Raw genomic sequence first — 25,276 nt, 5'->3', positions numbered from 1 at the left:
ATCAGCGGGTGTTGCCGGACACCCGGTGGTAGCCGGAGAAGATCGTCTCCAGCTCCTCGTCGGTGATCACGTCGGCGAGCCGGTCGAACCCGTCCGGGGCGCGGCGCTCCACCTCGTCGATCACCTGCTCGGGCCCGCCGACGCGGTTGCGCAGCACGACCTCGGACGTGACCGGCAGGCGTTCGTCCTGGTAGGCCGCCAGCGCGGTGGCGCCGTCCGGGCCGGTGGCGAGGTGGCGGGCCAGCGCCTCGGCGTCGAGGATCGCCTGGCCGGCCCCGTTGGAGCCCATCGGGAACATCGGGTGGGCGGCGTCGCCGAGCAGCGTGGTCCGGCCGTCCGTCCAGTGCGGCAGCGGGTCCCGGTCGCACATCGGGAACTCGTAGGACTCGGCGGTCGCGGCGATCAGCCCGTGGTGGTCGATCTCACCGAGCCGGAACCGGTGCGCGTGCCGGGTCGGGTCGGCGGGGTCGGCGACCCGGGCCCAGTCCTGGCGCTGCGGGGGAGCGGTCCCGGCCTCGCCGGTGCGGATGCAGACCGCCCAGTTGGTGAGCACGGTGCCCGGCCGGGAGCCGGGGCCGATCGGGTAGACGACGAGCTTGGCGTCGTTCCCGCCCGCGACGATCATCGACCGCCCGCCGCGGAACGCCGGCCAGTCGGTGGCGCCGCGCCACATCGCGACACCGTTCCAGCGCGGCGGGCCCTCCCCGGGGAACAGCCGGTCCCGCACCACGGAGTGGATGCCGTCCGCGCCGACCAGCACGCCGCCCTCGACGACCTCACCGGTGGCCAGCGTCGCCCGCGCCCGGCCGGGGTCGACCCCGGTGACGCGGGCGCCGGTGCGCACCGCGTCCGGGCCGAGCCGCTCGAGCACCGTGTCGAGCAGCAGCCGCTGCAGCCGGCCGCGGTGGCAGGACACCTGCGGCAACGCGAACCCGGCGTCGATCCCGACCGGGCGGCGCAGCACCGGCATCCCGAGCCGGTGGGCGTAGGTCATCTCCGCGGTCCGGACCCCGATCTCGGCGACCCGGTCGAGCACGCCGAGCTCGTCGAGCACCCGCCCGGCGTGCGGGAGCACGTTCAACCCCACGCCGAGCTCGCGCCGGCCGGACCCCTGCTCGAGGACGGTCACCCCGATCCCGTGCCGGTGCAGGGCCAACGCCGTGACCAGCCCCCCGATCCCGCCCCCGACGACCACCACGTCCGGCATCCGTGACCCCCTCGTCCGTGCCCCGGCGTCCGAGCCTGCCGACCGCGGGCACGCCCGACAAGCCCTGACCGCGTACCGGGGCCGTGATGGGGCAGGATCGGCAGCCGTGATGAATCGGCGCGCGGGGACCTCACTGGCCCGGCTGGGGCTGCCCGGGCCGGGCGCGGACGCGACGCTGCGCACTCTCGGCTGGTGGAACGGCGACGGCCCGGTCCCCGGGTGCGAGGAGATCATGTGGGCGCTGGCCCGCAGCCCCGACCAGGCGCTCGCCCTGCGTGCCGTGGAGCGGCTCGCCCACACCGCGCCCTGGCCGGACATCGACCGCGCGCTGCGCACCGACCGGGGCCTGCGCGGGCGGCTGTTCGCCACCCTCGGCTCCTCGACCGCACTCGGCGACCATCTGATCACCCACCCGGACCGCTGGCCGCTGCTCGCCGACACCGTGGAGCGCCTCGATCCGCCGCCGGACCTGGCCCGGCGCACCGCGAACCTGCTGCGCGCGGTCGGCGCCGACCCGGCGGCCCCGCCGCCGGGAACCCCCGGCGGGGCGCGGGCCACGCTGACCGGCGCCGAGGCGATCGTCGCGCTGCGCAGCGCCTACCGCGACGAGCTGCTGGGCCTCGCCTCGGCCGACCTCGCCGCCGTCGGCGACCCGACGCTGCCGGTGATGGAGGTCGACGACGTCGCCGCCCAGCTCGCCGACCTCGCCGAGGCGGCGCTGGCGGCCGCGCTCGCCGTCGCCGCCGCCGAGCAGGACCCCCCGGACGAGCTGCGCCTGGCGATCGTCGGGATGGGCAAGTGCGGCGGCCGGGAGCTGAACTACGTCTCCGACGTCGACGTCATCTTCGTCGCCGAACCCGGCGGCGAGCTGACCCGGGCCGCCACGAAGCTGGCGTCGCGGGTGATGCGGATCGCCGGTGAGGCGTGCTTCGAGGTGGACGCCAACCTTCGCCCGGAGGGCCGCCAGGGCGCCCTCGTGCGCACCCTGGACGGGCACGTCGCCTACTACAAGCGCTGGGCGAAGACCTGGGAGTTCCAGGCGCTGCTCAAGGCCCGCCCGGTCGCCGGGGACCCGGAGCTCGGGGCGGCCTACGTCGACGCGCTCTCCCCGATGGTCTGGCAGGCGTCCTCCCGGGACGACTTCGTCGCCGAGGTGCAGGCCATGCGCACCCGCGTGATCGAGAACATCCCCTCCGACCAGCGCGAACGGGAGCTGAAGCTGGGCCGGGGCGGGCTGCGGGACGTCGAGTTCGCCGTCCAGCTGCTGCAGCTGGTGCACGGCCGCACCGACGACACGCTGCACTCCGGCAACACGCTGGTGGCGCTCGCCGCGCTCAGCGAGGGCGGCTACGTGGGCCGCGACGACGCCGCCAACCTGGCCGCGTCCTACCGGTTCCTGCGGCTGCTGGAGCACCGGCTGCAGCTGCAGAAGCTGCGCCGCACCCACCTGCTGCCGGCGGCCGACGACCTCGACGGTCTGCGCTGGCTCGCCCGGTCGGCGCGGATCCGCCCGGACGGCCGGCGCGACGTCGTCGGGGTGCTGGTCGACGAGTGGCAGCGCAACGCCCGCCGGGTCACCCGGCTGCACGAGAAGCTGTTCTACCGGCCGCTGCTGTCGGCGGTGTCCCGGCTGGCGGGGGAGGAGGCGGCGGCCGTCCTGTCCCCGGACGCGGCGAAGGCCCGGCTGGCCGCGCTGGGCTGGGCGTCGCCGGAGGGTGCGCTCGGGCACCTGCGGGCCCTGACCGGCGGGGTGTCCCGGGCGGCGTCGATCCAGCGCGCGCTGCTGCCCGTGCTGCTCGACGAGCTGTCCCAGAGCCCCGACCCGGACCGCGGCCTGCTCGCCTACCGGCGGGTGTCCGAGGCACTGGCCTCGACGCCGTGGTACCTGCGGCTGCTGCGCGACGAGGGCGCGGTCGCCCAGCGCCTGATGACCCTGCTGGGCACCTCGGCGCTGGTCCCGGACCTGCTGCAGCGCGCACCCGAGGTGCTGCGGATGCTGGCGATCTCGTCGGGGGTGCAGAGCCCGGAGCTGACCCGGGACCCGGCCGAGGTGTCGGTGGCGCTGCGGCGGACCGTGGCCCGGCAGGGCACCCCGGAGGCCGCGGTCGCGTCGGCGCGCTCCTACCGGCGCCACGAGATGCTCCGCATCGCCTGCGCCGACCTGCTCGGCCTGCTCCGGGTCGACGAGGTCTGCGTGGCCCTGAACTCGGTGAACGAGGCGGTCGTCGCGTCCACCCTCGACGCGGTGCTGCGCGCGGAGCCGGAGCGGCCCGCCGCGCTCGCGGTGATCGGGATGGGCCGGCTCGGCGGCGGCGAGTCCAGCTACGGCAGCGACGCGGACGTCATGTACGTGTGCGCCCCGGCCGAGGGCGTCGACGACCACATGGCGGTCAAGTGGGCGACCCGGGTCGTCGAGAAGGTCCGGCGGCTGCTCGGCTCCCCGAGCCCGGACCCCGCGCTGACCGTGGACGCCGACCTGCGCCCGGAGGGGCGGTCCGGCCCGATGGTGCGGACGCTGGCGTCCTACCGGGAGTACTACGCCCGCTGGGGTGAGGTGTGGGAGGCACAGGCGCTGCTGCGGGCTCGGCCGATCGCCGGGGACCGGGCGCTCGGCCGGGAGTTCACCACGCTGATCGACCCCATCCGGTACCCGGCCGACGGGTTGCCCGCGTCCTCGGTCGCCGAGATCCGGCGGATCAAGGCCCGGGTCGACGACGAGCGGCTGCCCCGCGGCGCGGACCGCTCCACCCACACCAAGCTGGGCCACGGCGGGCTCGCCGACGTCGAGTGGACGGTGCAGCTGCTGCAGCTGCAGCACGCCGGCGACCTCCCCGAGCTGCGCACCACCTCCACCCTCGAGGGGCTGCGCGAGGCGAGCGAGGCCGGCCTGATCTCCGCCGAGGACGCCGCGGAGCTGGAGGCGGGCTGGCGCGCGGCCACCAGCGCCCGCAACGCGATCATGCTGGTCAAGGGCAAGCCCGGCGACCAGCTCCCGCGTTCGGGCCGGGAGCTGGCCGCCGTGGCCGTCGCACTCGGGTACCCGGCTGGCGGGGACCCGGGCGAGTTCCTCGACGACTACCGGCGCACCACCCGCCGGGCCCGCCACGTCGTCGAGCGGGTGTTCTACGGCTGGACCGAGGACTGAGCCGGGGCCGCACGCAGGGCGGCGGCGAACCACTCGAACGCCGGGATCACCGGCTCCCGGGCCGGCCAGCCGTTCAGCGTCCCGAGCAGCGCCCAGTACCGCTCGACCCGCCGGTCGGAGAACAGCTCGACCGTGTCCGCCATCGCCGACCGCGCCCCGGCGTCCAGCTCGGCGACGCCGGGGATGCGGGCCAGCACCTCCGCCGCCTCCGGGCTCGCCGGGTCGACACCGGCGCCCTCCGCGGCGCCCGCGTGCTCGGCCACCGCCGCCGGGTCGGCCTGGCGCCCGGCGTGGGCCGGCTCGGTGGTTCCGGCGACGGCCATCTCCCGGCAGCGGGCCCGGAAGTCCGGGTCGCGGACCAGCTCGGCCAGCTCCACCCAGGCCGCCACCTGCTCGGGTGTCGGGTCGTCGGGCAGCTCCGACGGCAGCGTCCGCATCCCGTCGGCGATGCCGGCGCCGGGCGCCGCCGGGTCGGCGCCGGCGAAGACCTCGGTCACGAAGTCGTCGATCAGGGCCTGCCGCTCGCCTGCGGACAGGCGTGCCAGGTCGTTCATCAGGGCCACGCTCCTCTCGTCGGGTTCGCCGGTGGTCCGGGCCAGCAGCACGCACACCGCGCGCTGCGCCTTCAGCTCCCGGATCCGGCCGTCCAGGGCCCGGACGTGCGCCTGCGCGATCTCGCCGACCCCCCGCCGGCGGGACAGCACGGCACGCACGTCGTCCAGGCCCAGCCCCAGCTCGCGCAGGGTCCGGACCAGGTCGAGCCGGGCCACCGCGGCCGCGTCGTACACCCGGTACCCCGAGCTGCTCCGGTCGGAGGGCACCAGGCCCTCGTCCGACCAGAAGCGGATCGTCCGCACCGGAACCCCGGTCCGCCGGGCCAGGTGCCCGATCGTGAGGGGGACGGGGCGGTCGTGGTCGTGCAACGCGGTCACGGCGACAGCCTGGCGGGTTCCAGCGACTGGAGGTCAAGCGTGTGCCCCGGGATCGGGTTCCGGCGGCCCGCTGGTTCACTGGACCGGTGGAGCCCCTCGAGTTGATCACGCGTGGCTACGAGCTCCTCGCCGCCCGGCCCGCGTCGCTGCTGGCGGCGTTGCTCGCACTCGTGGTGGTGGCGTGGACCCCGACCTGGCGGCTGACCCGCACCGCGGTGACGATCGCCCACGAGGGCGGCCACGCGCTGGTCGCGGTGCTGGTCGGGCGCGGGCTCACCGGCATCCGGCTGCACGCCGACTCCTCCGGTGTCACCTACTCGACCGGTGCCGGGCGCGGCCCGGGGGTGGTCGTGATGTTCCTGGCCGGCTACGTGTTCCCGCCGCTGCTGGGCCTCGGCGGGGCCGTGCTGGTGGCCGCGGACGCGACCGAGGCCATGCTGTGGATCGGTGTCGTGCTGCTCGCCGCGACGCTGCTGCAGATCCGCAACCTCTACGGCGGGCTCGCGGTGGTGCTCACCGGGGCGCTGCTCGTGCTGGTGGCGTTGCGGGCCGAGGAGGACCTGCGGACCGGTTTCGCGGCGGCACTGTCCTGGTTCCTGCTGTTCGGCGGGGTGAAGGCCTGCACGGAGCTGCGCCACGGCCGCCGGGGTGGCCGGTTGCGGCACTCCGACGCCGACCGGCTCGCCGAGCTGACCCCGGTGTCCGGCGGGGTGTGGGCCTCGTTCTTCCTGCTCGCGGCGGTGGCCGCGGCCGCCGTCGCCGGCTGGGTGGTGTTCGCCCCGGGCGGCGCGACCGCCTGACCGTCGCGGAGGGGACGTTGTCGGGACGAGCCGCACCCGCGGGCGACGAGGCAGCCCGATGTCGCGGTCGCGGAGGGGACGTTGTCGGTACGAGCCGCACCCCCGGGCGACGAGGCAGCCCGGGGGCGCGGAGGGGACACGACCCTGCCGCCGAGGAAGGGCCGTGCACGATCGTGGGCACGCGGCGGTCTCGCGCGTGCGGGGTGTGGCATGGCAGTGATCTGCGGTGGTGCGCAGGTGGACGTCACGGTTCGTGGCGGGCCGGTCCGACCTTCACTCGATGTGACGCGGAACACGGTGAAGGCGAGTCAACCAGCCGGTTCGGCCGGTGTCAACGGCTGCGCGGACCGCGCCGCGGCGCGAGAAGGGCTGAACCGATCCGGCGACACCGCTGCTCCGGACGGACTCGCTCAGGTGGAGGTGGTGGGGCGCCGCCATCGGGGACGACCCCGATCCGGGTCGGGGAGACACCGGATCGGGGCACGGCCGCGCGTCCGCGATGCTGCCGTGACCTGTGAGGGATACCGTCGGCGGCGTTTCGAGCGACCTCCTGCTGGTCACTCGATGGCAGATCGACTCCAACAGGTCGCAACGGTCCGTCGGGGGACGAACCGGGATAAGGGAGGAAAGCCATGCTGTGGACCATTCTGGGCTGGATCGTGTTGGGCCTCGTCGCGGGCTTCATCGCCCGCGCCGTGGTTCCGGGCAAGGACGACATCGGAATCGTCATGACGATCGTCCTCGGCATCGCGGGCTCGTTCCTCGGTGGCCTCGTGGCCAGCATCTTCACCGGCTGGCAGGGTTTCCAGCCCTCGGGCTGGATCGGCTCGATCATCGGTGCGATCGTCGTGCTGGTGGTCTACAACAAGGTGACCGGACGCAAGCGGGTCGGTCGCTGACCCCACGGCTCCTGCGGCGCCGCCCGGATCTCTGGGCGGCGCCGTCGTGTGTCCGGGCGGGCCGCCGTGGCGGTCGGGCAGGCGGTGTGCGGCGCGACCCGGCTCGTCCCGGCGGCGCACCCCGACCGGTCGGTATCCTGCGACGACGCTGCGGCGGACGGATGCGGGACGGTGACGAGTGACTCGAGAACGGGTGGGACGGGGCCGTCCACGCTCGTCGGTCGACGGGCTCACCGTTCCCGAGCGGCTGGTGCGGGCGGCGACCGAGCTGTTCGCCGAGCGCGGGTTCGACGCCACCTCCGTGCAGGACGTCGTGGAGGCCGCCGGCGTGACCAAGGGCGCGATGTACCACTACTTCGCGTCCAAGGAGGATCTCCTCTTCGCGATCTACGCTCCGGTGCTGGCGATGCAGACGGCCCGGCTGGAGAAGGTCGTCTCCGAACCCGACGCGGTCGAGCGGCGGCTGCACGACGCGGCCGCCGACGTGGTGACCACCTCGATCGAGAACCTGGCGCCGAGCACCGTCTTCTTCCGGTCGCTGCACCACCTCGGGGAGGAGCAGCAGCGGGCCCTGCGCCGGGACCGGCGCCGCTACCACGAGATGTTCCGCGGGCTGATCGAGGACGGCCAGGCGGCTGGCATCTTCCGCCGGGAGGTCTCGGCCGACCTCTCCACGCAGTACTTCTTCGGTGCCGTGCACCATCTACCGTTCTGGTACCGGCCCGACGGCCGGCTGGAGCCGCGGGAGATCGGGGCCGAGTTCGCCGACATGCTGCTCGCCGCCCTGCGCCCCGGGAGCTGACCGGCGGCGCCGTCGCCCGGTCGGCCTAGACTCGGCACATCATGCGGAGTGACCACGTGTGGGAGTCCCACGCTCAGGCGTTCGGGGAGTACCTGCGTGCCCGGCGCAAGCTCGCCGAGCTGTCGTTGCGGGACCTCGCGGCGCGGACGCAGGTCTCCAACGCCTACCTGAGCCAGATCGAACGAGGGCTGCACCAGCCCTCGGTGCGGGTGCTCCGCTCCATCGCGGAGGCGCTCGGCCTGCCGCCCGACCGGCTGCTCGCCGAGGCCGGGCTCCGCACCGGCGCGGATCCCGAGCCGTCCCCGGCCGATCGAGACGGGTCGGCGCCGCCCGACGTCGTCGCCGCCATCCGCGCCGACGGGCGCCTGACCGACGAGCAGAAGACGGCGCTCACCGCCGTCTACCGTTCCTACGTCGGCGACTGACCACGTCCATCACATACCGACCGGTTTGTAAAGGTGTTGACCGGCGGCACGGCGTCGACGACGGTGGCGGGATGGCAGCGCCGACACAGCGTCCCGGACCGTCCACCGCGTCCCCGGAGAACGCCTTCGAGCCCACGCAGGACGGCCTCGCCCTGCCCCGGCCGCCGGTGTTCGACACCGTCGAGGAGGAGCGCACCCACCGCAAGCAGCAGCTCGCGGGGGCGTTCCGGATCTTCGGCCGGTTCGGGTTCGGGGAGGGCGTGGCCGGGCACATCTCGGTGCGCGACCCCGGCGAGCCGGACATGTTCTGGGTCAACCCGTTCGGCATGTCGTTCCGCCACATCAGGGTGTCGGACCTGATCCTCGTCGATCACGAGGGCACGGTCGTGCAGGGCGGCCGTCCGGTGAACCGTGCGGGCTTCGTGCTGCACTCGGCCGTGCACGCCGCCCGCCCCGACGTGGTGGCGATGTGCCACGCGCACGCGGTGCACAGCAAGGCGTGGTCCGCGCTCGGCCGGGTGCTGGACCCGATCACCCAGGACGCGTGTGCCCTCTACGAGAACCACGCCGTGGTGACCGACGGTGCCGGCGCCGTGGTCGTCGACGAGGAGGCCGGGCGCCTGCTGGCCGAGGGACTCGGGGACAAGCGGGCCGCGTTCCACCGCAACCACGGCCTGTTCACCGTCGGCTCGACCGTCGCCGAGGCGGCCTGGTGGTTCGTGAGCACGGAACGCAACTGCCAGGCGCAGCTGCTCGCCGAGGCCGCGGGCACGCCGGTGCTCATCGACCCCGACAACGCGCGGTACACCCGCGCGGCGACCGGGAACCCGCACGCCGGTTGGTTCTCGTTCCAGCCGTTGTGGGACGAGGTCGTACGCACCGACCCGGACCTGTTCGACTGAGGACGCCGGCGGCCGGGATCAGCCCGGGGGAGGGGCCACCGAGTCCCGCTCGACCAGCGTGCAGGGCAGCCGCAGCAGCTGCGGTTCCGGCGCCGTCCCGGCCGCGAGCGCGTCCAGCAGCAGCCGGACCGCCGTCTCACCCATCGCCCGGTGCGGCAGCGCCACCGTGGTGAGCGGCGGGGTCGTGTGCGCGGCGAGGATCTGCTGGTCGTCGTAGCCGACCACGGACAGCTCGTCGGGAACGCGGATCCCCAGCCGGGCGGCGGCGAGCAGCACACCGGTCGCCACCCGGTCGTTGTAGCAGGTGATCCCGGTCGGCCGGTCCGGGCCGTCGAGGAGCGTCCGCGCGAGGGCGTAGCCGTCGGAGAGGTCACCGCCTCCGGGCCGGACCGGACCCTCGGCCACACCGGCCGCGGCGAGCGCGTCGCGGTGACCGGCCAGCCGCTCGGCGGTGGCGATGTCGTCGATCCCGCCGACCACGGCGATCCGCCGGTGCCCGGCCTCCAGCAACGCCCGGGTCGCGGCGGCCCCGCCCGCCCGGTCGTCCGGGACGACGGCGGCCCGGTCGCCGTGCGCGGGCAGGCAGTTGGCGAGCACCGTCGGCGTGGACCGCAGGCCCGCCGGGAGCACGGCCCGGTACGGCGACATCGCGGCGTAGACGATCCCGTCGACCCGGCGGTCGAGCAGCCCGTCGACGGCCGCCGCCTCCTTCTCCGGGTCACCCGCGGAGTCGACGGTGAGCACCAGGTGCTCGGCGGCCCACGCCGTGTCCATCGCGCCGGTCAGCAGCTCACCGGCGAACGGGGACGAGGCGATGTGATCGGTGACCAGGCCGAGCATGGCGGTGCGGCGCCGGCGCAACCCGCGGGCGAGGGTGTCCGGGCGGTAGCCCAGTTCCTCGACCGCGGCCCGGATGCGTTCCTGGGTGGCGGGCGCGATGTTGCCCTCGGCCCGGCCGTTGAGCACGAAGCTGACCGCGGTGTGCGAGACCCCGGCAAGCTTCGCGACGTCCTTCGACGTCGGCCGCCCCGATCGACGCGTGCCCACACCCCACCCTCTCCCGGTTGCCGTCGCCGCACGATACTCCGTGACCACTGTGCGGCCCGCCCGCCGGACGCGCTACGCCGATGTGGCCGGTTTCGTTCGTCCGGAATCACGGACGAACGGGTCGCCGTGCACGTCCTGGTCGTCCTTCTGCAGGATGAAGAACGCGTAGACCGCGGCGCAGGCCACGACGGCGGAAATGACGTAGAACGTGGGCTGGTAACCGATCGAGTCGCGCAGCGCGCCGAGCGGCGTGGAGAGCACCACGTTGCCGATCTGGGCCGAGATCTGGAAGCCGACCATGTACACGGTGGCCGACAGGGCGGAATTGAAGTGCAGCGTGAAGTAGCGGAAGATTCCCAGGATGAACAGCGGGACCTCGATCGCGTGGAGCATCTTCACGGCCGAGATCGTCACCGGGTCGAAGAACACGGCGCTGCCCAGGATCCGGGTGAACATGACCGCGACCCCCAGCAGCAGGGTGGTCCGCACGCCGACCTTGCGCATCACGACCGGGACGACGCCCAGCATCGCGGCCTCGGCGAACACCTGCACACCGTTGAGGACGCCGTAGACCTCCTGGCCGCGCGCCTCGGCGGCGAACAGGGTCGTGTAGAAGTCCGGGAACATCTGCTGGTCGTAGACGGTGTAGAAGGTCCAGGTGAAGAAGACGAGGACGATGATCAGCCACAGCCGGCCCATCTTGAGCAGGCCCAGCATCTCGCGGATGCCCGGGACGGTCGGTACCCCGTGCGCGCCGGTGCCGGACTCCGGCGCTGCCGGCGACCTCCAGAAGAGCTGGACCAGCAGGCAGACGAGGCCGAATACCGATCCGAGGGCGAAGTTCAGGGTCGGGTCGACGGTGAACAGGAAGCCGGCCGCCAGCGTCGCGCCGGCGTAGCCGAACGAGCCCCACATGCGGGCCTGGCCGTACTCGAATCCGTAGGTCCGGCTCAGGCGCTCGGAAACGGCCTCGAACAGTCCCGCCGCGGCCATGAAGCCCAGCGAGAGGAACAGCGCTCCCACGATCACGCCGAGCAGGAACGCGTGCGACAGCAACGGCTCGTAGACGAAGATGAAGAACGGTCCGACGAGCGTCATCGCGACCGCCGCCAGGATGGTGAGATGGCGCCTGATGCCGAGCCGGTCCTGCAGCGCCCCGTAGGCGAACATGATGAGCAGCGTGGCCAGCGCGTTCGCCGCGTAGACGATTCCGACCTCGGAGCCGGTCATTCCCAGACCGGACTCCTCGCTGGTGAGCCAGATCTGGAAGAAGGACCACCAGATGCCCCACGAGGAGAAGAACAGAAGCAGGGTCAGTGAACTCTGCAGGTACGACGTGTTCTTGAGTGTCCGCTCCATTGAAGCCACTCCGGACACCATTCCTTTCGGTGACGGTCAGTTGTGGACGAGAGGGGTGACCCGGCGACCGGTGGTCGCGGGGCGTGCGGGCGCGGGGCCCGGGAGTTCGTGGCCGGTCAGAGCGTGGGACCGGTCGTGCCGGTGCCGGCGACGGCGGGGTCGAGGGCCCAGCCGCGCAGCTCCACCGTGGCGTCGCCGCGCGGCACGGACACCTCCGCGGTGCCCTCCGGCGCGGGGTACACCTTCTCGGTGAGCACGGCCCGGTCGTTCACGTAGATCTCGAGGACCGGGCCGTCGACCAGGACGCGGAGCTGGACCGCGGTGCCGGCCGGCACCGCCGCCGTCACCGATCCGGGCCGGGGCACCGGGTGGGACGACTCGGCCGGTACGGCGGAGCGGTCCAGCTCGACGAGCCCCCGTGACGGCGTCGCGCGCACGACGACCGACGGGCCGAGCCACAGCTCGACCTGGGTCTCCGGGACGGCGGTGGTCGCGCGCAGGTCCAGTTCGTAGGCCGGGGGGAGCTCGGTGCCGGGGTCCAGCGGGGCTCCGCGCAGGGCGACCAGCTCGCGCGCCGGGACGATCCGCAGCCCGCCGTCGTCGTGCGTGCCCACCTCCCGCGGGAAGGTCGCGCAGCCCGCCCAGCCGGCGTCGGCCGACGCGGCGGGGGAGCGGGACTCCCAGCTCCAGCCCCACACCAGGGTGCGGTCCCGCTCGACGAGTGCGGTCGCGGCGTAGTGGTCGCGGCCGTGGTCGAGCAGGCCACCGCCGCCGTCCGGGCGGAAGCGCAGGCCCTCGCCGTGGTCGAGCGTGCCGGTGAGGGCGACGGTGGTGTAGGTGATGTCGTCGACCCACAGCGACAGCACGAGCACCCACCGGCCGTCACCGGCCGGCAGCAGGGCCGGGCACTCCCAGGCGTCGGCCGGGCCGGCCAGGCGCGCGGCGACCGGGTCGCCGGCGTCGAGCAGCGAGCCGGCGTAGTGCCACTCGTCGAGGCGGTCGACGCGGTAGACGAGCACGTCGGGCCGTCCGCCACCGGCGTGCCCGGCGCCGATGAGGCCCCACCGCGCTCCGTGCGCCTCGACCAGGTACGGGTCGCGGAACGCCAGCAGGTCGGTGCCCGGCGGCGGCCCGTCGACGACCGGGACGGGGTCGGCCTCGAAGGTCGACAGGGCGTCGTCGGCGCTGCGGGCGAGCATCACCGAGCCGATGCCGTCGGTGCGGTCCATGCCGGTGTAGACGGCGGTCGGCACCCCGTCCTCGACGACCGCGCAGCCCGACCACGCCCCGAGCCCGTCCCGCCCGCCCGGGGTCGGCGCCAGCGCGATGCCGTGGTCGGTCCACGTCACCAGGTCGGCGCTCGAGGCGTGCGACCAGTGGATGTCGCCCCACGTGGTCGAGCCCGGGTTGTGCTGCTGGAAGAGGTGGTAGCGGCCCCCGGCCCGGACCGGACCGTTCGGGTCGTTGCACCAGCCCCCCGCGGCGGGACGGACGTGGTGGCGCGGGGTGTCGCGGTCGGTCATCGGAGCTCCATGCGTCGTCGGAGGGGCTGCGCGAAAGAAGCTAACACGTGAAAGCTCGATTGCCTAATACGAGTTAGGTCACGTCGTGCGCGGACCCTGCGCACGACGAAGGCCCGGTGTTCCGTCCGGGGACGGAACACCGGGCCTCCGGTGTCGTCAGGGCCTGAGGGCGGCCCGTCACGGCCGCCCGGCGGGGGATCCCCGCGTCGGGCGGCCGCCTCGATCACACGTCGTAGTACAGGGCGAACTCGTACGGGTGCGGGCGCAGCCGCAGCGGGTCGATCTCGTTCTCCCGCTTGTAGGCGATCCAGGTCTCGATCAGGTCCGGGGTGAACACGCCACCGTCGAGCAGGTAGTCGTGGTCCTGCTCGAGCTTGTCGATGACCGCGGCGAGGCTGCCCGGGACCTGCGCGATGTCCTTGGCCTCCTCCGGCGGGAGCTCGTAGAGGTCCTTGTCGATCGGCGCCGGCGGCTCGATCTTGTTCTTGATGCCGTCCAGGCCGGCCATCAGCATCGCCGAGAACGCCAGGTACGGGTTGCCCGAGGAGTCCGGGCAACGGAACTCGATGCGCTTGGCCTTCGGGCTGTCGCCGGACAGCGGGATCCGGATGCAGGCCGAGCGGTTGCGCGCCGAGTAGACCAGGTTGACCGGGGCCTCGAAGCCGGGGACCAGGCGGTGGTAGGAGTTCACCGTCGGGTTGGTGAAGGCCAGCAGCGACGGCGCGTGGTGCAGCAGGCCGCCGATGTAGTGGCGCGCGGTGTCGGACAGCCCGCCGTAGCCGGACTCGTCGTGGAAGAGGGGCTGGCCGTCCTTCCACAGCGACTGGTGGACGTGCATGCCGGAGCCGTTGTCGCCGAACAGCGGCTTCGGCATGAAGGTCGCGGTCTTGCCGTTCTGCCACGCCACGTTCTTGACGAGGTACTTGAACAGCATCATCTCGTCGGCCGCGTGGAGCAGCGTGTTGAACTTGTAGTTGATCTCGGCCTGACCGGCGGTGCCGACCTCGTGGTGCTCGCGCTCCACGTCGAAGCCCGACTCCTGCATCGTGCTGACGATGTCGGCACGCAGGTCGGCGTAGTGGTCGACCGGCGGGACGGGGAAGTAGCCGCCCTTGTAGTTGACCTTGTAGCCGAGGTTGCCGCCCGCCTCCTCGCGGCCGGTGTTCCACCAGCCCTCGGAGGAGTCGATGTGGTGGTAGGCCTGGTGCGGGTCGGTGCCGAACCGGATGGAGTCGAACACGTAGAACTCCGCCTCCGGGGCCATGAAGGCGGTGTCGGCGATCCCGGACGCGGCCAGGTACTCCTCGGCCTTGCGGGCGACGTTCCGCGGGTCACGGGAGTAGGGCTCACCGGTGACCGGGTCGTGCACGAAGAAGTTGACGTTCAGCGTCTTGTGCTTGCGGAACGGGTCCACCCGGGCCGTGGCGGGGTCCGGGAACAGCGCCATGTCGGACTCGTTGATCGCCTGGAACCCGCGGACGGACGAACCGTCGAACGCGGCACCGTTCTCCAGGAGGTCGCCGGCCGTCTTGGCGGGGACGGTGAGGTGCTGCATGACGCCGGGCAGGTCGCAGAACCTGATGTCGACGTACTCGACCTTCTCGTCCGAGATGTACTTGAGTACCTCTTCGGCGTTGCTGAACACTCTCGCGGGCTCCTTCAATCGCTGGTGGAGATCGTGGGTGACGGTAGAAGCGCCGTGTTGCTCACCCATCACTCATCTGTTTCACCGACGTTAACTGGCCCGACCGCGACTGCAGTCACACACGCGTCCGATGTCCGGCGCCCGTCGGCGGCGGTCGTGCCGCCGCGACGCCTAGGCTAGAAGCCATGGCCCGCTGGATCGAGTCCTGGCTTCCCGGTTCACCCACCGGACCCGGCGACGACGCCGCCGGGCACGCCGGGAAGCGGTTCGGGCTGCCGGCCTCCGGGCACTACTCGGTGGCCGGTGTGGGGCGCCGGATCGCGGGCGTCTGCCTCGATTGGCTGCTCGCCTACCTGCTGGTCGTGCTCGTCGCGGGGACCGACGTGATCGGCACCGCCGACGTCGGCTGGTGGGTGCTCGGGACCTGGTTCGTTTTCACCGTTCTGACCGTCGCCGTCCTCGGGTCGTCGCCCGGGCACCTCGCGCTGGGGATGCGGGTCGCGCGCACCGACATGGCCGAGCAGGTCGGCGTCCCGCGGGCCCTGCTCCGGACGGCGATGATCGCGGTCGTCATCCCGGTGTTCTTCCTCGACGCCGACGGGCGGGGCTGGCATGACCGCGCCAGCTCGACGATCGTCGTACGCGTCATCCGGGCCTGAGCCCTCGTCCACTGCCGCCTGCGCGCCGCACCCTCCATCGTTGCTTCGCGCACTCTGCCGCCGCCTCCGCGCACCCCGCTGCCGCAGCCTCCGCGTACCCCGCCGCCTCCAGGCACACTCATGGAGCTTTAGTCCCGTGCCACAGGACTAAAGCTCCATGAGTGTGTCGCGGGCCCGGGCACACCGCGGCTGCCGGTGCCGAGAGTTATCCACAGGCTCGGACATTCGTCGGCGCAGGCGGCTCGGCCGGCCGCACCCTCGGAACATGCCGCGTTCCCTCGCCCGCGCCCCGATGCTCGCCGAGATCTTCCCGGAGGGCGTCGCGAGTCGTGCCCAGCTGCTGGCCCTCGGGATCAGCAAGAACACGATCGACGCCCGGTGCCGCCCCGGCGGTCCGTGGAAGAAGCTCGTCATGGGCATCGTCCAGCTCGACGGCCGGCGGACGACCCCGCACCAGTACTGCAGGGCGGCGCTGCTGCATGCGGGGCCGGGCGCCATGCTGACCGGGGTCGCCGGGGCCGGCCTGCACGGCGTCGTCCGGACCCCGGACGAGCGGCGGATCGCGGTGCTGATCCCGGCGGGACGGCGCGTGGCGAGCCGGGACTTCGTCCTGGTCATGCGGACCGATCGGCCACCGGACCCGGAGTCCCGGCGCGGACTGCCGGTTGCGCCGCTCGCCCGCTGCCTGGTGGACGCCGCGGCGCGATGCGCGGACCGGGACGCGGTGCGGGCGTTGTTCGCTGACGCCGTCCAGCGCGGGCTGTGCCGGGTCGCGGACCTGACCGCGGAGCTCGACGAGCCCCGGCGTCCCTACACCGCCCGTGCCCGCGCCGCGTTGATCGAGATCGACGGCGGGGCGCGCTCCGCGGCGGAGGCCTGGGCCCGGGAGGTGATCAGGGGATCGTCGCTGCCGTCCCCGCAGTGGAACGTCGCGCTGCATGCCCCCGACGGCCGGATGCTCGGCGTCGTCGATGCCTACTGGGATGACGTGGGCCTGGCCTGGGAGATCCAGTCGAACGCGTACCACCTCGCGCCGGAGGCCTTCGAGCGTGACGTCGAGAAGCAGGTCGACCTACCGCGGGCGGGGGTCGTCCTCGTGCCCACGCTCGCGAAGCGGCTCCGGTCCGAGCCTCGGATGGTCGTCGCCGAACTGACCGACGCCTACGCCCGGGCCGCGGCCATGCCACCCCCGGCGGTCACCGCCAGCCTCTGGCGTCCCTGACCCGGTAGCCACACCAGCCACATCGACCACACGAACCCCGAACCGGACGCCACTCATGGCCCTTTGGTCCCGTGGCACAGGACTAAAGGGCCATGAGTGGGTCCAGGGGGTAGGGGTGCGAGCGGGCGTAGGGGTCAGCGGCGGCGGACGGTGCGCTGCACGCTGCGCATCTTCGCGCCCTGCGGCATCGGGCCCTTCGGCATGGCCGCGGCGCGGCTGCCGAGCGCGTTCAGCTTGCTCTCCAGCGTGTCCATCTCCGCGGCGGAGATGTTGCGCGGCAGCTTCATCAGGTGCCGCTGCAGGTTCTTCAGCGGGACCTGCCCCTCCTCGTTCCCCACGACGACCTCGTAGATCGGGGTGGAGCCGGCGATCCGCGCGGTGCGCTTCTTCTCCTGCGCGATCAGGTTCTTCACCCGGTGCGGGGCGCCCTCGGCGACGAAGATGATCCCGGGCCGCCCGATGACCCGGTGCACGGCGTCGAGATGGGTGGTGCCCGCGACGCCCTGGGTGATCCGCCACTGCCCGCGCATGTTGTCCAGCGCCCAGCCCGCGGCGCCCGGTTGCCCCTCGGCCTTCAGGTAGACCGACTTCTGCACGCGCCGGCCGAAGACGGCGAACGCGGCCATCCCGCCGATCAGCACGCCGAACGGGACGAAGAACCACGTGAACCCGAGGAGCCAGCCGATGAGGGTGAGCAGCGCGACCGCACCGAGGAACACGCCGATCATGATCGGGAGGAGCTTCTTGTCCTCCTTGCGCTGCATCTGGAACGCCTGCCACATCTGCTGGCGACGCTGCTTCGACGCGGCCTTCTTCTGGGCCTTGAGCGCCTTCTTCTCTTCGGGCGTGGGCTTGCGGGGCTTGCCGGGCATGGGTCCAGACTACGTCCCCGCCATGATCAACGGTCGCCGTGGTCGCCGAGTGACCGCATCCGTACCACCTGCCACATCCGCCCCACCTGGCTGGGACTCATGGAGCTTTAGTCCCGTGCCACAGGACTAAAGCTCCATGAGTGGCAGGCCGGGCGGAGCGCAGGCCGGGAGAGTCAGCTCCGGGCGAGCAGGGAGCTCGCCTCCTGGGCGGCCGGGCCGGAGTCGGCCAGGTGGGCCAGGTCGGGGTGCAGCTCCTCGCCGCGGTGCGCGACAGTCTGGGCGTAGAGCCGCCCCGCCCGGTACGACGACCGCACCAGCGGCCCCGCCATGACACCGGCGAACCCGATCTCCTCGGCCGCCTTCGAGTGCTCCACGAACTCCTCGGGCTTGACCCACCGCTCGACCGGGTGGTGGCGCTTGGTCGGGCGCAGGTACTGGGTGATCGTGATGATCTCGCAGCCGGCGGAGTGCAGGTCGCGCAGCGCGGCGGTCACCTCGTCCGGGGTCTCGCCCATGCCCAGGATCAGGTTGGACTTGGTGACGAGCCCGACGTCGCGGGCCTTGGTGATCACCTCGAGGGACCGCTCGTAGCGGAATGCCGGCCGGATCCGCTTGAAGATCCGCGGGACCGTCTCCAGGTTGTGCGCGAGCACCTCGGGCCGGGCGTCGAACACCGGGCCCAGCTGGTCGTCGCGGGAGTTGAAGTCCGGGATGAGGAGCTCGACGCCGGTGCCGGGGTTGAGCGCGTGGATCTGGCGGACGGTCTCGGCGTAGAGCCAGGAGCCGCCGTCGTCGAGGTCGTCGCGGGCGACACCGGTGACCGTCGAGTACCGCAGCCCCATCTGGCGCACCGACTCGGCGACCCGGCGCGGCTCGTCGACGTCCAGCTCCGACGGGCGCCCGGTGTCGATCTGGCAGAAGTCGCAGCGCCGCGTGCACTGCTCCCCGCCGATCAGGAACGTCGCCTCCCGGTCCTCCCAGCACTCGTAGATGTTGGGACAGCCCGCCTCCTCGCACACCGTGTGCAGCCCGCCGGAGCGGACGAGCCCCTTGAGCTCGGTGTACTGCGGACCGGTCCGCGCGCGGGTGCGGATCCAGGACGGCTTGCGCTCGATCGGAGTCTCGCTGTTGCGGACCTCGAGGCGGAGCAGCTTGCGGCCTTCGGGTGCGACGGTCACGCCCCGACCTTACCTCCCGAACCGTGCGAGGTCCCCACGCCCGCAGGCGTACTACCGTCGTCCGCCGTGGACTTCCGGATCTTCACCGAGCCCCAGCAGGGCGCCACCTACACCGACCTGCTGCGCGTCGCGCAGACCGCCGAACAGGCGGGTTACGACGCGTTCTTCCGCTCCGACCACTGGCTGGCGATGGGCGACGGCGACGGCCGGCCCGGCCCGACCGATGCCTGGGTGACCCTCGCCGCGCTGGGGCGCGAGACCGAGCGGATCCGCCTCGGCACCCTGGTCACGAGCGCCACGTTCCGGCTGCCCGGCCCGCTCGCCGTCGCGGTCGCGCAGGCCGACGAGATGTCCGGTGGCCGGATCGAGATCGGGATCGGAACCGGCTGGTTCGAGGCCGAGCACACCGCGTACGGCATCCCGTTCCCGCCGCTGGGCGAACGTTTCGAGATGCTCACCGAGCAGCTGGAGATCCTCTCCGGGCTGTGGGCGACCCCACCCGACGGGCGGTTCGACCACCGGGGCCGGCACTACACGCTGACCGGCTCGCCGGCGCTGCCGCGCCCGGTCCAGGACGCCCCGCCGGTCATCGTCGGCGGGACGGGGGCGCGGAAGACCCCGGCCCTGGCGGCCCGGTTCGCGTCCGAGTTCAACGTCGCGTTCCAGCGGCCCGACGTCGTCGCCGCCCAGTTCGGCCGGGTCCGCGAGGCCTGCAGTGCGGCCGGCCGCGACCCGGCGGACCTGACGTACTCGGTGGCCCAGATGCTGTGCCTCGGCAAGGACGACGCCGCGGTGGCCCGGCGTGCGGAGGCGGTCGGCCGTGACGTCGCCGAGGTGCGCGAGAACTGCCTCGCCGGTACCCCGGAGGAGGTCGTCGACCAGCTCGGACGGTGGGCGGAACGGACCGGCACGACCCGCGTCTACCTGCAGATCCTCGACCTGGCCGACCTCGACCACATCGAGGAGTTCGCGTCCCTGTGCCTGTGAGTGCTTCGGAGGGTCCCGGCCCTCCTAAGTACTCACGGGCAGCTGGCCTGCGATGTCGGACGCAGCGGTGAGCAGGACCAGGGTGGGGACGACGGCCCGCGGCGCGATCCGGTAGCTGCCGCGGCCGTCCTGCTCGACGAGGCCGGCGTGGGTCAGGGCCCGGAGGTGGTGGTAGAGCTGCCCGGTCGAGGCGAGCTCGGCGACCTCGGTCAGCTCGGCGGTGCCGCGCGGGCCGTGCAGCAGCCCGCGGACGATCCGGACCCGCACCGGGTGGCCGAGCGCGGCGAGCACGGCGGTGCGGGGCTCGTCGTCGAGGGCGAGCGCGGCGCCGGCGTCGTACTGGATGCTCCAGGCGACCTCACCGTGCAGGGCGACCTCACCGGCGTACCGGACGGTCCCGGCGCCGGTGGCCGCGGCACCCCCCGACCCGCGGCCACCGGTGTCCGCACCGCCGAGCCGCTGCTCCAGGACGTCGACCCGGCGTTCCAGGTCGGTGAGGCGGCGATCGGCGTCGGACACGGTCACGATACTACGGAAATACGGAGGAACTGTTCAGCCGAGGCCCGACATGAGGTCGACCATCCGCGCGACCCGGTGCTCGGTGACCGGCAGCCTGCCCTCGAGCGCGTCCAGCACGGCGGCGCCGACGGCGTCGGTGACCTCGTCGATCGTGACCTCGCGGCCGAGCTCCGCGGTCAGCGAGGTGACGCCGGCGTCGGCGATCCCGCACGGCACGATCCGGCCGAAGTCGCCCAGGTCGGAGTTGCAGTTGAGCGCGAACCCGTGCTGGGTGATCCCGCTCTGGATCCGCACGCCGATCGCGGCGATCTTGCGTTCCGGGGTGAAGCCGGCGGCGGGCAGCCAGACACCGGAACGGCCCTCCACCCGGCCGGCCTGCTCCAGGCCGAGCTCGTGGCAGACCCGGATCAGGGCCTCCTCCAGCCGCCGGACGTAGTCGACGACGTCCATCGGCTCGCCGAGCGCGATGATCGGGTAGCCGACCAGCTGGCCCGGCCCGTGCCAGGTGATCCGCCCGCCGCGGTCGACGTCGATCACCGGGGTGCCGTCGGCCGGCCGGTCCTCGGGCCGGGTGCGCCGACCCGCGGTGTAGACCGGCGGGTGCTCGAGCAGCATCAGGACGTCCGGCCCCGTGCCGTCCTTGCGGGCCGCGGCGTGGGCGCGCTGGGTGTCCCATGCGGTGAGGTACTCGACGCGGCCCAGGCGGTCCACGCGGACGGGGTCGGTTCCGGCACGGCAGCTCAGGTGCGGGGCGGGCATGGGGGAGAGGCTACCCGCGGCGGCGTGAACGCCTGCTCACGTCGGCTACCGGGTGCTCAGGTGCCGATCGCGGCCGACAGCGCGTCGGCGACCGTGTGGTGGCGGAACTCGAACCCGTTGTCGAGCAGCGCCGTCGGCACGGCACGCTGCCCGCTCAGCAGCAGCTCCCGGCCCATCTCGCCGAGCACGGCCGTGACCACCGGTGCGGGCACCGGGAACGGGGTGGGCCGCCCGACTGCCTGGCCGAGCTCCCGGGTGAACTCGGCGTTCGTGACGGGGACCGGCCCGGTCACGTTCACCGGGCCGGACAGCGAACCGGTCTCGACGGCGAACTGCAGGGCCGCCACGTGGTCGTCCAGCGAGACCCATGGCAGGTACTGGGTGCCCGGCCCGATCCGGCCGCCGAGGAATCCCTTGAACAGCGGGCGCAGCCGCGCGAGCAGGCCACCCGAGGGGGAGAGCACCTGGCCGGTGCGCACCAGCACGACCCGGACGCCGGCGTCCGCGGCCGGGGCGGTGGCCGCCTCCCAGTCCCGGCAGACGTCGGCGAGGAACCCGCTGCCCGAGGGCGCCGACTCGTCGACGACGTGGTCGCCGGTGTCGCCGTAGTAGCCGACGGCGGAGCCGCTCACCAGCACCGGCACCCCGTGCCGCGCGACGGCCGTCGCGAGGACGTCGGTCGGCACGTTGCGGGAGTCCCGGATCAGCTGCTTGCGGGCCCCGCTCCACGGCCGGTTCCCGATGCCGGCCCCGTTGAGATTGACGACGGCGTCGACGCCGTCGAACGCGCCGTCCTCGATCGTCCCGGCGGGCGGGTCCCAGCCCCGCTCGTCCGGTGCGGCGGACCCGCGCCGGACCAGGCGCAGCACCTCGTGCCCCGCGCCCCGCAGGTGGGCGACCAGGGCCGTTCCGATCAGTCCGGACGAACCGGCGACGACGACTCGCACTCCCGTGATCCTTCCCGGTCCGGCGGCGACGCGCGACCCGGACATGCCGCGACCGTGATCACCGCATCATCCGGCCGGGTGACGACGGCGGCCCGCCCCGGGGGCACCGGGACGGGCCGCGATCGTGTGGCTACGAACGGTCGACCGTCAGAGGCCGAGCTCCGCCTCGAACGCGCCCTCCTCGAGGCGGGCCCGGACGGCCGAGAGGAACCGGCCGGCGTCCGCGCCGTCGACCAGGCGGTGGTCGTAGGTCAGCGGCAGGTAGCACACCGATCGGATGGCGATGACGTCCTCGCCCTCCGGGCCGGTGACGACCTTCGGCTCCTTCGCGATCGCGCCGGTGCCCAGGATGCCGACCTGGGGCTGGTTGATGATCGGCGTGTCGAACAGGGCGCCGGCGGACCCGATGTTGGTGATCGTGAAGGTGCCGCCGGACAGCTCGTCCGGGCCGATCTTCGCGTCCCGGGTGCGGGCCGCGACGTCGGCGATCTTCTTGGCGATCCCGGCCAGCGACAGGTCGTCGGCGTCCTTGATCACCGGGACGAGCAGGCCGCGCGGGGTGTCGACCGCGATGCCCAGGTGCACCGACCCGTGGTAGGTGACCTGCTTGGCGTCCTCGGAGATCGAGGCGTTCAGCGACGGGAACGCCTTGAGCGCCTCGATGGTCGCCTTGGCGATGAAGGCCAGGAAGGTGAGGTTCGCGCCCTCGCGGCGCGTGAACTCGTCCTTGACCCGCGTCCGCAGCTTGACGATGCGGGTGAGGTCGATCTCCTGGACGGTGGTCAGCTGCGCCGACACCGACAGCGACTCGCTCATCCGCTGGGCGATGACCTGGCGCAGGCGCGGCAGCTTCACCGTCGTGCCCGGCTCCGGGGCGTCGCCCGAGCGGGTCGGGACCGCCTGCGGCTGCTGCGGCGCGCCACCGGAGGGCTGGGCGGCGGCGGCCGGGGCGGCGGCGGGCGCCGGCGCGGACTTCTGCTCGGCCGCGGCCAGCACGTCCTGCTTGCGGATGCGGCCGCCGACCCCGGAACCGGTGACGGTGGCCAGGTCGACACCGTGCTCCTGGGCCAGCTTGCGGACCAGCGGCGTCACGTACGGCTTCTCGCCGGCACCGTTCGACGACGGCGCCGGAGCCGTGGTGTCGGTCGAGCCGGCCGGCGCGGCCTTCTCCTCCGGCGGGGCCTCGGTCTTGGGCTGCGCGGGCTTCGGTTCGGGCTTCGGCTCGGGCGCCTTCTCCTGCGTCGGGGCCGCCTGCGCCGGGGCCTCCTTCGGCGCCTGCTGCGGGGGTGCCTCCTGCGCCGGCGCGGCCGAGGCGTCACCGACGACGGCGAGCTGCGCGCCGACCTCGACGGTCTCGTCCTCGCCGACGGTGTGCTCGAGCACGGTGCCCGCGACCGGCGACGGGATCTCCGTGTCGACCTTGTCGGTGGAGACCTCCAGCAACGGCTCGTCGACCTCGACCGAGTCGCCGACCTGCTTGAGCCAGCGGGTGACGGTGCCCTCGGTGACCGACTCGCCCAGCTCGGGCATGGTCACGGGGGTCCCGGAACCGCCGCCGGCGCCGGCGGAGGGCTCCTGCTTCGGCGCCTCCTGCGCCGGCTCGGGCTCCGCCTCCGGTTCCTGGGCGGGCTCGGGCTCGGCGGCCTGCTGGGGCGCGCCGCCGCCGGAGGACCCGCCGTCGGCCTCGTCCGCGTCACCGATGACGGCCAGCTCGCCGCCGACCTCGACGGTCTCGTCCTCACCCGCGATGATGCGCTTGAGCACGCCTGCCGCCGGCGACGGGATCTCGGTGTCGACCTTGTCGGTGGAGACCTCGAGCAACGGCTCGTCGACCTCGACGGTGTCGCCCTCGGACTTGAGCCAGCGGGTGACGGTGCCCTCGGTGACACTCTCGCCCAGAGCGGGCATCTCAACGGTGACGGCCATGTCGGGTGGAGCTCCTCTTGTTCCGCGTGGGTGTTCGGGTCGGGGCCGGGTCAGCTGTGGGTGTGCAGCGGTTTCCCGGCCAGCGCGAGGTGGGCCTCTCCGAGGGCCTCGCTCTGCGTGGGATGGGCGTGGATCAACGGTGCGACGTCGGCGGGGAGCGCCTCCCAGTTGTAGACCAGTTGAGCTTCCCCGACGAGTTCGCCGACCCGCGACCCGACCATGTGCACGCCCACCACGGGCCCGCCGGCACCGGCCGGGCCCGCCTGGACGAGCTTGATCGCGCCCGAGGTCTGCAGGATCTGGGACTTCCCGTTGCCGGCCAGGTCGTAGGTGAACGAGTGCACCTCGCCGTGCCGGTCGCGGGCCGCGTCCTCGGTCAGCCCGACCGAGGCGATCTCCGGATCGCAGTAGGTGACGCGTGGGATGCCGTCGTCGGCGACCGGGGCCGGGGCGAGCCCGGCGACGTCCTCGGCGACGAAGATCCCGTGCGCGAACCCGCGGTGGGCCAGCTGGAGGCCGGGCGTGACGTCCCCGACGGCGCGGACACCGTCCAGGTTGGTCCGCAGCCGCTCGTCGACGGTGACGAAACCGCCGTCCATCGCGACGCCGGCCTCGGCGAAGCCGTGGCCGGTGGTGTTGGGCCCGCGGCCGACCGCGACCAGCAGCAGGTCCGCCTCGATCTCCTCGCCGGACTCCAGCGACACGGTGACGGTGTCGCCGCTGCGGGTGGCCTTCGCGAAGCGCACGCCGGTCCGGGCGGTGATCCGGCGCCTGCGGAAGGCGCGGGCGAGCTGGGTCGAGCAGAACTCGTCCTCGTTCGGGACGAGGCGGGGCAGCGCCTCGACGACGGTGACCTCCGCGCCGAACGAGCGCCACGCGCTGGCGAACTCGACGCCGATCACCCCGCCGCCCAGCACGACGACCCGCTCCGGCAGCTCGTCGAGGGCCAGCGCGGCGTCCGAGGTGACGATCCGGTCGTCGAGCTCGAGCCCGGGCAGCGAGCGGGCGTAGGAACCGGTGGCCAGCACCACGTGCCGGCCGCGGTAGCGGTCCTCGCCGACCCGGACGACGCCCGGGCCCTCCAGCGTGCCGGCGCCGTCGACCACGGTGATCCCGCGGGAGGCGACCAGGCCCTGCAGGCCCTTGTAGAGGCGGCCGACGACGCCGTCCTTGTAGGCGTTCACCCCGGCCATGTCGACACCGTCGAACGTGGACCGGATGCCGACCTTCGCCCCGTCGCGGGCGTGGTCGGCGACCTCGGCGGAATGCAGCAGCGCCTTGGTCGGGATGCAGCCGCGGTGCAGGCAGGTCCCGCCGAGCTTGTCCTTCTCGATCAGCACGACCGACAGCCCGAGCTCGGCGGCGCGCAGCGCGCACGCGTAGCCACCGGACCCGCCACCCAGGATCACCAGGTCGGCGACGCCCTGTGCGCCCTCTTCGGACACCGATCAGCTCCCTCCCGGTCACGCCCGGCTCGTCCGCCGCCGGCCGTGACGCCGCGATGCGGCGCCCATCTTGTCA

Annotated in this window: 22 protein-coding genes; 9 read left to right on the top strand and 13 right to left on the bottom strand. The window is 73.3% G+C overall.

Features of this window, described 5'->3' with window-relative positions:
- Position 1: 1 nt before the first annotated feature.
- Positions 2–1,207: an FAD-dependent monooxygenase gene (locus H7X46_RS17730; protein WP_186360460.1), complete on the bottom strand. Its 1,206-nt coding sequence runs from the start codon at positions 1,205–1,207 to the stop codon at positions 2–4.
- 109 nt (positions 1,208–1,316) lie between these two features.
- Here H7X46_RS17730 and H7X46_RS17725 point away from each other — a divergent pair, with 109 nt between their 5' ends.
- Positions 1,317–4,352: a bifunctional [glutamine synthetase] adenylyltransferase/[glutamine synthetase]-adenylyl-L-tyrosine phosphorylase gene (locus H7X46_RS17725; protein WP_186362737.1), complete on the top strand. Its 3,036-nt coding sequence runs from the start codon at positions 1,317–1,319 to the stop codon at positions 4,350–4,352.
- Here H7X46_RS17725 and H7X46_RS17720 read toward each other — a convergent pair.
- On the bottom strand, positions 4,331–5,284 hold the full coding sequence (locus H7X46_RS17720) for a MerR family transcriptional regulator (RefSeq protein ID WP_370588828.1): 954 nt from the start codon (positions 5,282–5,284) through the stop codon (positions 4,331–4,333). The two genes, H7X46_RS17725 and H7X46_RS17720, sit on opposite strands and share 22 nt — an antisense overlap.
- An 86-nt stretch (positions 5,285–5,370) precedes the next feature.
- Here H7X46_RS17720 and H7X46_RS17715 point away from each other — a divergent pair, with 86 nt between their 5' ends.
- From H7X46_RS17715 to H7X46_RS17695, 5 genes are all read left to right on the top strand, one after another.
- Entirely contained in the window at positions 5,371–6,084 is a 714-nt protein-coding gene (locus H7X46_RS17715; protein WP_186360459.1) for a M50 family metallopeptidase, read from the top strand.
- A gap of 632 nt (positions 6,085–6,716) precedes the next feature.
- Positions 6,717–6,983 (top strand): GlsB/YeaQ/YmgE family stress response membrane protein, encoded by a 267-nt coding sequence (locus H7X46_RS17710; protein ID WP_186360458.1) that lies wholly within the window; start codon positions 6,717–6,719, stop codon positions 6,981–6,983.
- Positions 6,984–7,176: 193 nt separating this feature from the next.
- Positions 7,177–7,785, top strand: a complete 609-nt coding sequence (locus tag H7X46_RS17705) for a TetR family transcriptional regulator (RefSeq protein WP_186360457.1) — start codon at positions 7,177–7,179, stop codon at positions 7,783–7,785.
- A gap of 41 nt (positions 7,786–7,826) precedes the next feature.
- The gene (locus H7X46_RS17700) at positions 7,827–8,210 is read left to right on the top strand and encodes a helix-turn-helix domain-containing protein (RefSeq protein ID WP_186360456.1); all 384 of its coding nucleotides are present in this window, start codon (positions 7,827–7,829) and stop codon (positions 8,208–8,210) included.
- Positions 8,211–8,281: 71 nt separating this feature from the next.
- Complete coding sequence (locus H7X46_RS17695; protein ID WP_186360455.1) at positions 8,282–9,112, top strand: class II aldolase/adducin family protein; 831 nt, start codon at positions 8,282–8,284, stop codon at positions 9,110–9,112.
- A gap of 18 nt (positions 9,113–9,130) precedes the next feature.
- Here H7X46_RS17695 and H7X46_RS17690 read toward each other — a convergent pair whose 3' ends face one another.
- The 4 genes from H7X46_RS17690 to glnA form a co-directional block, all read right to left on the bottom strand.
- Entirely contained in the window at positions 9,131–10,159 is a 1,029-nt protein-coding gene (locus H7X46_RS17690; protein ID WP_222131352.1) for a LacI family DNA-binding transcriptional regulator, read from the bottom strand.
- 72 nt (positions 10,160–10,231) lie between these two features.
- Entirely contained in the window at positions 10,232–11,518 is a 1,287-nt protein-coding gene (locus H7X46_RS17685) for an MFS transporter (RefSeq protein WP_222131351.1), read from the bottom strand.
- A gap of 116 nt (positions 11,519–11,634) precedes the next feature.
- Positions 11,635–13,041, bottom strand: a complete 1,407-nt coding sequence (locus H7X46_RS17680; RefSeq protein WP_186360452.1) for a glycoside hydrolase family 32 protein — start codon at positions 13,039–13,041, stop codon at positions 11,635–11,637.
- A gap of 223 nt (positions 13,042–13,264) precedes the next feature.
- A complete protein-coding gene (gene glnA, locus H7X46_RS17675; protein WP_186360451.1) occupies positions 13,265–14,686 on the bottom strand; it encodes a type I glutamate--ammonia ligase in 1,422 nt (473 codons plus the stop codon).
- 185 nt (positions 14,687–14,871) lie between these two features.
- Between glnA and H7X46_RS17670 the strand changes: the two genes are divergently transcribed.
- Complete coding sequence (locus H7X46_RS17670) at positions 14,872–15,345, top strand: RDD family protein (protein ID WP_186360450.1); 474 nt, start codon at positions 14,872–14,874, stop codon at positions 15,343–15,345.
- Between the two features lie 265 nt (positions 15,346–15,610).
- On the top strand, positions 15,611–16,567 hold the full coding sequence (locus H7X46_RS17665) for a hypothetical protein (protein WP_186360449.1): 957 nt from the start codon (positions 15,611–15,613) through the stop codon (positions 16,565–16,567).
- Positions 16,568–16,701: 134 nt separating this feature from the next.
- Here H7X46_RS17665 and H7X46_RS17660 read toward each other — a convergent pair whose 3' ends face one another.
- Together H7X46_RS17660 and lipA are read right to left on the bottom strand one after the other, a co-directional pair.
- Positions 16,702–17,439: a DUF4191 domain-containing protein gene (locus H7X46_RS17660; protein WP_186360448.1), complete on the bottom strand. Its 738-nt coding sequence runs from the start codon at positions 17,437–17,439 to the stop codon at positions 16,702–16,704.
- A 173-nt stretch (positions 17,440–17,612) separates the two neighbouring features.
- Positions 17,613–18,617: a lipoyl synthase gene (gene lipA / locus H7X46_RS17655; RefSeq protein ID WP_186360447.1), complete on the bottom strand. Its 1,005-nt coding sequence runs from the start codon at positions 18,615–18,617 to the stop codon at positions 17,613–17,615.
- Between the two features lie 66 nt (positions 18,618–18,683).
- Here lipA and H7X46_RS17650 point away from each other — a divergent pair, with 66 nt between their 5' ends.
- Complete coding sequence (locus tag H7X46_RS17650) at positions 18,684–19,604, top strand: LLM class F420-dependent oxidoreductase (protein WP_186360446.1); 921 nt, start codon at positions 18,684–18,686, stop codon at positions 19,602–19,604.
- Positions 19,605–19,628: 24 nt separating this feature from the next.
- On the opposite strand, the gene H7X46_RS17645 is transcribed toward H7X46_RS17650, so the two are convergent.
- From H7X46_RS17645 to lpdA, 5 genes are all read right to left on the bottom strand, one after another.
- Positions 19,629–20,123, bottom strand: coding sequence for an ArsR/SmtB family transcription factor (locus H7X46_RS17645; RefSeq protein WP_370588827.1), 495 nt, complete (start codon positions 20,121–20,123; stop codon positions 19,629–19,631).
- Positions 20,124–20,156: 33 nt separating this feature from the next.
- The gene (gene lipB, locus H7X46_RS17640) at positions 20,157–20,882 is read right to left on the bottom strand and encodes a lipoyl(octanoyl) transferase LipB (protein WP_186360445.1); all 726 of its coding nucleotides are present in this window, start codon (positions 20,880–20,882) and stop codon (positions 20,157–20,159) included.
- Positions 20,883–20,938: 56 nt separating this feature from the next.
- Entirely contained in the window at positions 20,939–21,829 is an 891-nt protein-coding gene (locus H7X46_RS17635) for a TIGR01777 family oxidoreductase (protein ID WP_186360444.1), read from the bottom strand.
- A 147-nt stretch (positions 21,830–21,976) separates the two neighbouring features.
- Entirely contained in the window at positions 21,977–23,755 is a 1,779-nt protein-coding gene (gene sucB / locus H7X46_RS17630; RefSeq protein ID WP_186360443.1) for a 2-oxoglutarate dehydrogenase, E2 component, dihydrolipoamide succinyltransferase, read from the bottom strand.
- 50 nt (positions 23,756–23,805) lie between these two features.
- The gene (gene lpdA, locus H7X46_RS17625; protein ID WP_186360442.1) at positions 23,806–25,200 is read right to left on the bottom strand and encodes a dihydrolipoyl dehydrogenase; all 1,395 of its coding nucleotides are present in this window, start codon (positions 25,198–25,200) and stop codon (positions 23,806–23,808) included.
- Positions 25,201–25,276: the final 76 nt, after the last annotated feature.

Source organism: Pseudonocardia sp. C8, from assembly GCF_014267175.1.
Classification (GTDB): domain Bacteria; phylum Actinomycetota; class Actinomycetes; order Mycobacteriales; family Pseudonocardiaceae; genus Pseudonocardia.
This window is presented reverse-complemented; position numbering and strand designations above follow the sequence as displayed.

What these genes read in the sequence shown, in the direction of transcription:
- H7X46_RS17730 (WP_186360460.1), bottom strand. Translation starts at nt 1,207, where the DNA reads ATGCCGGACGTGGTGGTCGTCGGGGGCGGGATCGGGGGGCTGGTCACG.
- H7X46_RS17725 (WP_186362737.1), top strand. Translation starts at nt 1,317, where the DNA reads ATGAATCGGCGCGCGGGGACCTCACTGGCCCGGCTGGGGCTGCCCGGG.
- H7X46_RS17710 (WP_186360458.1), top strand. Translation starts at nt 6,717, where the DNA reads ATGCTGTGGACCATTCTGGGCTGGATCGTGTTGGGCCTCGTCGCGGGC.
- H7X46_RS17700 (WP_186360456.1), top strand. Translation starts at nt 7,827, where the DNA reads ATGCGGAGTGACCACGTGTGGGAGTCCCACGCTCAGGCGTTCGGGGAG.
- H7X46_RS17695 (WP_186360455.1), top strand. Translation starts at nt 8,282, where the DNA reads ATGGCAGCGCCGACACAGCGTCCCGGACCGTCCACCGCGTCCCCGGAG.
- H7X46_RS17685 (WP_222131351.1), bottom strand. Translation starts at nt 11,518, where the DNA reads ATGGAGCGGACACTCAAGAACACGTCGTACCTGCAGAGTTCACTGACC.
- H7X46_RS17680 (WP_186360452.1), bottom strand. Translation starts at nt 13,041, where the DNA reads ATGACCGACCGCGACACCCCGCGCCACCACGTCCGTCCCGCCGCGGGG.
- H7X46_RS17670 (WP_186360450.1), top strand. Translation starts at nt 14,872, where the DNA reads ATGGCCCGCTGGATCGAGTCCTGGCTTCCCGGTTCACCCACCGGACCC.
- H7X46_RS17665 (WP_186360449.1), top strand. Translation starts at nt 15,611, where the DNA reads ATGCCGCGTTCCCTCGCCCGCGCCCCGATGCTCGCCGAGATCTTCCCG.
- H7X46_RS17660 (WP_186360448.1), bottom strand. Translation starts at nt 17,439, where the DNA reads ATGCCCGGCAAGCCCCGCAAGCCCACGCCCGAAGAGAAGAAGGCGCTC.
- lipB (WP_186360445.1), bottom strand. Translation starts at nt 20,882, where the DNA reads ATGCCCGCCCCGCACCTGAGCTGCCGTGCCGGAACCGACCCCGTCCGC.
- sucB (WP_186360443.1), bottom strand. Translation starts at nt 23,755, where the DNA reads ATGGCCGTCACCGTTGAGATGCCCGCTCTGGGCGAGAGTGTCACCGAG.